This is a genomic window from Paenibacillus sp. P4_A7, assembly GCF_056402455.1.
In genome coordinates, this window is the sequence record NZ_JBFUHJ010000286.1 from 1 (window position 1) to 7,214 (window position 7,214).

At 46.1% G+C, this 7,214-nt stretch carries 5 protein-coding genes; all 5 read left to right on the forward strand.

Annotation, left to right across the window (positions count from 1 at the left end):
- The first annotated feature begins 234 nt into the window (after positions 1–234).
- On the forward strand, positions 235–1,839 hold the full coding sequence (locus AC1DWN_RS23770) for a response regulator transcription factor (protein WP_477561371.1): 1,605 nt from the start codon (positions 235–237) through the stop codon (positions 1,837–1,839).
- A gap of 226 nt (positions 1,840–2,065) precedes the next feature.
- A complete protein-coding gene (locus AC1DWN_RS23775; RefSeq protein WP_477561372.1) occupies positions 2,066–3,313 on the forward strand; it encodes an alpha-L-fucosidase in 1,248 nt (415 codons plus the stop codon).
- 50 nt (positions 3,314–3,363) lie between these two features.
- Positions 3,364–5,127 (forward strand): glycoside hydrolase family 35 protein, encoded by a 1,764-nt coding sequence (locus AC1DWN_RS23780; RefSeq protein WP_477561373.1) that lies wholly within the window; start codon positions 3,364–3,366, stop codon positions 5,125–5,127.
- A 150-nt stretch (positions 5,128–5,277) separates the two neighbouring features.
- Positions 5,278–6,210, forward strand: coding sequence for a metallophosphoesterase family protein (locus AC1DWN_RS23785; protein ID WP_477561374.1), 933 nt, complete (start codon positions 5,278–5,280; stop codon positions 6,208–6,210).
- Positions 6,211–6,214: 4 nt separating this feature from the next.
- Positions 6,215–7,214 (forward strand): MFS transporter (locus AC1DWN_RS23790; RefSeq protein ID WP_477561375.1); only part of this gene is annotated, 1,000 nt, incomplete at its 3' end.

Here is a 7,214-nt window from a genome sequence, read left to right on the forward strand (position 1 = left end):
CTATTTCCATCGAACAAATGACCAACATTTGGGCATCTGGAATAGCTATCATCGCTTGCAGCTTCTTTACGGGAATACTGTTAGCCTGGAATTCGACAATTGCGAGGGGGCCGGCGCTTTAATAGAGCTGGAAATTCCTGTCGAGGCGCCGAGTAGCGAATGCAGCTGATTTGGAGCTTTATAGCCAGGTTTTTGATTCCAATAGATTTATCATTATAGCAGGAGGCGAAGAGCTTGCAGGTTCTGATTGTTGATGATGAGATGTACTCCGTCATGGGGATAAAGGATGCAATCAACTGGGATGCACTAGGTGTCTCTGCGGTATTCGATGCCTATAACATGAGGGAAGCTGTTAAGATTTTTCAGCAGCAAGAAATTCAAATCATGATCAGTGATATCGAAATGCCGAAAGGCACAGGAATCGAATTGCTAGAGTGGGTAAACGAGAATTCCCCGAATACGGAGACGATCTTCTTGACGGCTCACGACGATTTTAGGTTTATGCAGCGGGCCGTCCAGCTCAGCAGCTTCGACTATATGATGAAGCCTGTAGAATATGAAGTCTTGGAAGAAGCGATCCGGAAAGCTATTCTTACTGTGAATAAGAAGAGTGCAGAACTGGTACAGAGCGAACAATACAAGCCTTATTATGAGTTGTGGAACAAAAAAAAGACGCTGCTTAGCGAACGTTTCTGGTACGATCTGCTGTCAGAACGTATTGTGGCAAGAGTGAATGACGACTGCAGCCTGCCAGCTGAGTACGGCATAACATTGAAGCCGGATGATCGACTGCTTCCAGTCATAGTCAGCGTAGAAAATTGGAAGCGGGAACTCAGCACGCGGGATGAGGAAGTGATGGAGTACGCCATTCGTCAGTCATCCTCCGAGCTGTTGATTGCAGGTTCACGAGGAGAGGTCGTTCAGACCAAGAACGGTGTTACGTTGGCTATCCTCTACTTCTCACCGGAAGAGGAGTTCACGCTTCGTGATAGTATTGGTGATAGATGCAACTTGTATATTGATGCTTGCAGTCAATACTTAAACTGTATGGTATCCTGCTACATCGGTGAGCCTGTGAGACTGCATGAGCTAACGGTGATGTATAAGACGCTGTTGTCTATGGAGTACAATAATCTCAGTGAGTCCAATCAGCTTAACTGGCTTTGCAAGCAGAGTCCAGATCCTGTTCCAGATCCCTGTTTGCCTGACTTTACGGCTTGGGCGCTGTTGCTCGAAAACGGCAAAGAAAAAGAACTGGTTCAGCAGCTCAGAAATAGTCTTAAAGAGCTCGCTTCCGATCGGCGGTTTGGAGCAAACGCGCTGCAAGCCTATTATCAGGGATTTTTGCAGATGATACATTATCTGCTGCAGAAGAAAGGTCTATCTGCCCATCAACTGCTTCAAGACACTAGCGTCCCTCAAATTAAAGCGCCTCCGCGTACGCTCGAGCAGATGGAAGAGTGGGGTATAAATCTGATTCAAAAGGTATATTGCTATCTCTTTCAGGAAGAGTCAGTCATTCCGCGTCTTAGAGCATTTATTGCTGATCACCTCAGTGAGAATATCACCCGGGAAATGCTCGCAGAATACATTCATCTCAACCCTGCTTATCTCTCCCGTTTGTTTAAAAAGGAGGTAGGGATGAGTATTACGGATTATTTGCTTAACGAGAGGATGCGGATTGCCAAAGAGTTGATTGCCAACTCGACAATGCCGATTTCAGATATCGCTCAATCGATTGGATATAGTAACTTTTCCTACTTCTCTAAAATGTTCAAGCGTATCTATCAAGAGAACCCCCAGCAGTTTAGGAAGCTGTCAGGCAGCTCGAATAGCTAAGTTTTACATTGTTTTTTATCACCGCCCGATTAATTGGGCGGCTTTTTTTTTGCCGCAGCTTATAGAAAGCAATGAAGTCACCAGTCTGTTAGTAGAAAGTCATTATTATGGTAGAGTGAAATGGGCGGTGTTCATACAATTCAAGTACAGCATTCTTTACAGTGAAGAAAATTTTACATATCTTATAGTATGTACAAGTAAATAGATAGAAAGTGAGTGATTGCAAATGATTGAGTATGAATTGGCGAAACCGACGAAGCAGCAATTGAGCTGGCATGGAATGGAGCTAGGCATGTTTTGCCACTTCGGGATGAATACTTTTTGCGATCAAGAGTGGGGAGAAGGCACCGACTCACCGGAGAAATTTAACCCGACAGAGCTCGATGCACGGCAATGGGTACGTACGGCGAAACAGGCTGGCTTCAAGTATTTCGTTTTGACAGCAAAGCATCATGACGGTTTCTGCTTGTGGCCAACGAAGACGACTGATTATTCAGTAAAATCGAGCCCTTGGAAAAACGGTCAAGGCGACGTTGTGCGTGAAGTGGCCGATGCTTGTCGCGAGGAAGGCATCGCACTTGGGCTATATTTGTCGCCATGGGATCGGCATGAGCCTCGTTATGCAGATAAGGAAGCATACGACAGTTTTTATACGGAGCAGTTGACCGAGCTGCTGACGCAATACGGGCCGCTTATAGAGGTCTGGTTCGATGGAGCTGGTTCCGAAGGACGGGAGTATGATTGGCCTGGCATCATTGGACTTGTTAAGCAATATCAGCCAGATGCAATGGTATTTAATATGGGACAGCCAACAATTCGCTGGGTAGGCAACGAGGATGGTGTTGCGCCTTATCCATGCTGGAATACAGCTTCGGAAGCTCGCACGAGCATGTTTACGAGTGATATGCTGACATGGCTGCCGGAAACCTCAAACTGGGTACCAGCCGAGTGCGACGTTCCTATTCGTGCCCATCACTGGTTCTGGCATCCAAATGATGAGGCTAGCTTGCGTTCGCTAGATAACCTTATGGATATTTACTACCGTTCGATCGGTCACGGGACGGTACTGCTTCTGAACCTATCACCGGACGATCGGGGCCTATTGCCACAAGTTGATGTGGAGCGGGTCATCGAATTCGGAGATGAAATTCGTCGTCGTTTTGCAAACCCAATCGCGCATACGTCTGGCGAGGGTGTTGAACTGATATTGACGCTGCCCGATGAAATACTTGTTGATCATGCAATCATAATGGAGCAAATTGCCGACGGAGAACGGGTTCATGAATATGTATTGGAAGCCGAGCAGGATGGAGCTTGGACTCAGCTAGTGCGCGGCATCTCTATTGGACATAAGAAAATTGATCAGTTCCCAGCACTTCGCACAAAGCAATTGCGACTAACAGTAACGAAGAGTGTGGAAACGCCACTTATCAGCTCGTTTGCAGCTTACTACACGGAGCTTGAATCGAAGTAATAAGAGCGGCAACTATCCTATACAAATACATACCTATGGAGGTACTTTAATTGAACAATCTATCGATTCAAGGATCACAATTTATAATAGAGGGTCGTCCAATTCAAATTATTTCAGGAGCTATTCATTATTTCAGAGTCGTACCGGAGTATTGGGCTGATCGTCTAACGAAATTGAAGGCTGGCGGTTTTAATACGGTTGAAACCTATGTTCCATGGAATTTCCACGAGCCGAATGAAGGCGAGTTTAATTTCGAAGGAATGGCGAACCTGCAGCAATTTATTGAGATTGCAGGTGAGATTGGACTTTATGTTATCATTCGGCCGAGTCCTTATATATGTGCGGAGTGGGAGTTCGGCGGTCTTCCCGCTTGGCTGCTTGCTGATCCAGGAATGCGGCTTCGTTGCTATCACATGCCTTTCTTAGCGAAGGTGGATGCGTATTACGATGAATTAATTCCTAGACTAGTGCCATTGTTGTCGACGAACGGTGGGCCTATCATCGCTATGCAAATAGAGAACGAGTATGGCAGCTACGGTAATGATAAGAAATATTTGAATTATTTGAAGGAAGCTTTAATTAATAGAGGTATAGATGTATTGCTTTTCACCTCGGATGGGCCGGGAGACTTTATGCTGCAAGGTGGAATGGTTCCTGGAGTATGGGCGAGCGCTAATTTCGGATCGGACCCAACGGGTGCCTTCAAAAAAATGAATGAATATCAACCGGACCAGCCGCTTATGTGTATGGAATATTGGAACGGTTGGTTCGACCACTGGGGAAAAGAGCATCACACAAGAGGTGCGCAAGAGGTTGCGAATGTATTAGACGAAATGCTAACTGCCTTTGCATCCGTTAATTTTTATATGTTCCATGGAGGAACGAATTTCGGTTTCTATAACGGTGCCAACTTTCATGACAAGTATGAGCCAACGATTACAAGCTACGATTATGATGTTCTCGTCAGCGAGTCGGGTGATGTAACGGAGAAATTTCATGCTGTAAGAGAAGTCATTTCTAAATATGTGGAGCTCGGCCCGCTTGAGCTGCCTGAACCGATTGCACGTAGGAGCTATGGTACCGTTCAAATGACGGAACAAGCCAAGCTGCTTACTTCTCTTAACCGTTTGTCCTCACCGGTTCAAAGCACATGTCCGGAACCAATGGAGCTGCTTGGACAAAATTATGGGTTTATCATGTACGCAACACATATTACAGGTCCTAGGTCAGAAAGCCGCCTTAATTTGCAGGAGGTACGAGACCGCGCCATGATCTTCGTTGATGGAGCGTATGTAGGAACAATTGAACGTTGGAAGTCAGATCAAGAGGTAGTCTTTGCCGTTCCACCAGAAGGCGTCACTGTAAGCATACTAGTTGAAAATATGGGACGAGTAAACTATGGTCCACGCCTGAAGGATCCGAAAGGAATTACAGAGGGTATCCGCTTTGGTCAACAGTTCTTATACGACTGGACCATTCATTCTCTTCCAATGGAAGATTTAACAAATTTAGCATTCGAACCTATCAATCAAACTGAGTCTAATGAGCCTAGCTTCTTTAGAGGCGAATTTCAGGTTGATGAGCCCGCCGATACGTTCCTTAATATGACGGGTTGGACAAAAGGAGTAGCTTATATTAATGGTTTCAACCTTGGCCGTTATTGGGAAATCGGACCRCAGGATACGTTATATATCCCTGCTCCGCTGCTGCGTAAAGGAAAGAATGAGATTACATTATTTGAACTTCACGGCTGCTTGTCTTCGAATGTCATGCTGCAGGATCATCCTGTGTTGAACAAAAAGGTTGCTAAATGAGCATGGGTGAGATGAAGAAGGCAATGGATGAGTTTGTAAGCTCCTTCCAAGTCTAAATGGTCTTCAATTCTATATCAAGCTACCCGATATAAAAGCGTAAGCTGCAGGATAATGAATCCTACCAAAATAGATTGCAGGAGGTTGCGGATATTGAAGAAGCCATTGCATTTTAACGAAGACGGAAAATTTAAGATTGTTCAATTCACGGATTTACATTGGAAAAATGGGGATGAGCAAGATATGCAGACACGCTCACTTATGGAGCTGGTCTTGCAAGAGGAGCGTCCTGATTTCGTAGTATTCACTGGCGATGTGATCTACAGTGAATCATGCCTGGATCCGCTTCAGTCTATGCGTGAAGCGGTATCCACTGCCGACCAGAGCGGAATACCGTGGGCGGTTGTGCTTGGCAATCACGATGCTGAGAAGAATGTAACGAGAGAGGAACTGCTGCATGTACTCACGGAGTATGATATCGGCTTGACGGGACATACACCGGGAGTAAGTGGATTTGGCAACTATTCATTGACCGTAACGGGCAAAGATGAATCAGATGCCGCTGTTCTCTACTTTCTAGACAGCGGAGACTATCCAAAGCTTCCTCATGTTGAGGGATATGACTGGATCAGCAGAGACCAAATTGATTGGTATCTTTCCGAAGCTAATACATTCAAAGAAAAGAATGGCGGGCAGCCGCTGCCAGCGCTGGCATTTTTCCATATTCCACTGCAGGAGTATTACACGGTTTGGGAGCGACAGGTTTGCTATGGCAATAAATTCGAGAATGTATGCTGTTCACAAATAAACTCGGGTCTTTTCGGGGCGATGGTGGAAACGGGAGATGTGATCGGGACATTCGTTGGCCATGATCATATTAATGATTATTATGGATCCATGCTAGGCATCCGTCTTTGCTACGGCCGTGCGACGGGCTTTAATACTTACGGCAAGGATGGTTTCCCTCGCGGAGCGCGGGTTATCGAGCTAAGTGAAGGCGAGAGAGAATTTGAGTCATGGCTTCGCCTGGATGATGGAAGTGTGGATCTACAGCTTAATGCGCATGAGCCTGAGGGAAAAATATAACAGAATGAACGATCGTATAGGAATGAAAAACAAAGAGCGTTCTGTCATTATAGTCGGCCTAGTCAGCGGCCTAGCTCTATTCGGAGATTCAATGCTCTATGTCGTGCTTCCAGTATATTGGAAGGAAGTCGGTCTAACCTCTCTCTGGCAGGTGGGTCTTATCCTTTCCATTAACCGTTTTATCAGGCTGCCGCTGAATCCGCTCATTGGCTGGCTGTATCATCGAATGACGCTTCGGACAGGTCTTTTCGTAGCGGTTATATTAGGCGCCGCAACTACAATTGGCTATGGTATATGGAAAGGCTTCATTGCTTGGATTATTCTTCGAGCCATATGGGGTATTGCATGGTCATTAATGCGAATGGGCGGATATTTGACTGTTATCGGATATTCCGATGATTCCAATCGCGGCAAGTTGATGGGTCGCTATAACGGGGTATGGAGATTAGGAACGTTAGTGGGTGTTCTGTTCGGTGGTCTGATGGTGCCAATTGTGGGACTGCAGTCAGTTGCTATCCTGTTCGGTCTGCTGGCTCTGTTAGGACTTCCGCTAATCGCCATATCTATTGCACCAGGGAGAGTGTCCGGTACGCTTCACACACAAGAAGCTGACGGGAATAGAGCGGTCGTCTGGACGCTGCAAGTGAAGAAGATTGTGATGAGCGGACTCGCTATCTCCATGCTGCATGCTGTGTTCGGATCTACTTTAAGCTATGTTATCGAATCTAACTATTCCAGAAACGAGTTGTTTCTGGGTATTGTAATCAGCAGCACAGCATTAGCCGGTGTTTTGCAGGCGATACGATGCCTTTGGGAGCCATTTCTGGCAACCTGGGTCGGACAGCGGTCAGATGGGCCAAGGGGACGCCTGCCCCTTTTCCTTCTTTCCTTAGCAGCTGCTGCTGTAGGCTATGCTTTACTTCCATTGCAGCTTCCGCCTTTAGTCTGGCTGCTTATCGTTATCTATGTCATGGCGACTAGCACATTCTTGACCACAATTACGG